Below are 540 nucleotides of genomic sequence, written 5' to 3' on the forward strand. Positions count from 1 at the left end.
TATAAATTTGTAGGCAAAGCATTGGAAGAAATTGATGCCGGACTGCTTACATTCGAAAAGGAAAATCGCTAATAGCCTTAAAAATAGCAACCTATACACTAGGTTGTTATTTTTTTCAGGGCTGGCGAACAGAACATAAGGGGGAGAAATACGATGCTGAAAAATCGCAACATCCTGCTGGGAGTAAGCGGAGGAATCGCGGTATACAAAGCGGCCGCCTTAACGAGCAAGCTCGTGCAGGCAGGAGCCAATGTGAAAGTCATCATGACAAAATCCGCCTGTGAATTTGTGTCTCCGCTCACCTTTCAGGCGCTTTCGCGCAATGAAGTATATACCAATACGTTCGAAGAACCGAATCCCCGTGTCATCGCCCATATCGATGCCGCAGATTGGGCGGATCTCGTGATCGTTGCTCCGGCTACGGCCAATGTGATCGGAAAACTCGCCTCAGGCATCGCTGACGACATGCTGACGACGACGCTTTTGGCGACGACAGCGCCGGTGTGGATCGCTCCGGCGATGAACGTTCATATGTACGAC

At 49.6% G+C, this 540-nt stretch carries 1 protein-coding gene and 1 pseudogene; both read left to right on the plus strand.

The genetic code is table 11. The annotated features are described in order from the left end of the window. Nucleotides 1-72: pseudogene (locus tag ACWHAR_RS31215) on the plus strand (DNA-directed RNA polymerase subunit omega); the annotation flags it as partial. Between the two features lie 81 nt (nucleotides 73-153). Next, the coding region (locus ACWHAR_RS31220; protein ID WP_452088947.1) for a flavoprotein at nucleotides 154-540 on the plus strand (387 nt) is incomplete at its 3' end.

Source organism: Bacillus sp. LR--39, assembly GCF_053613335.1.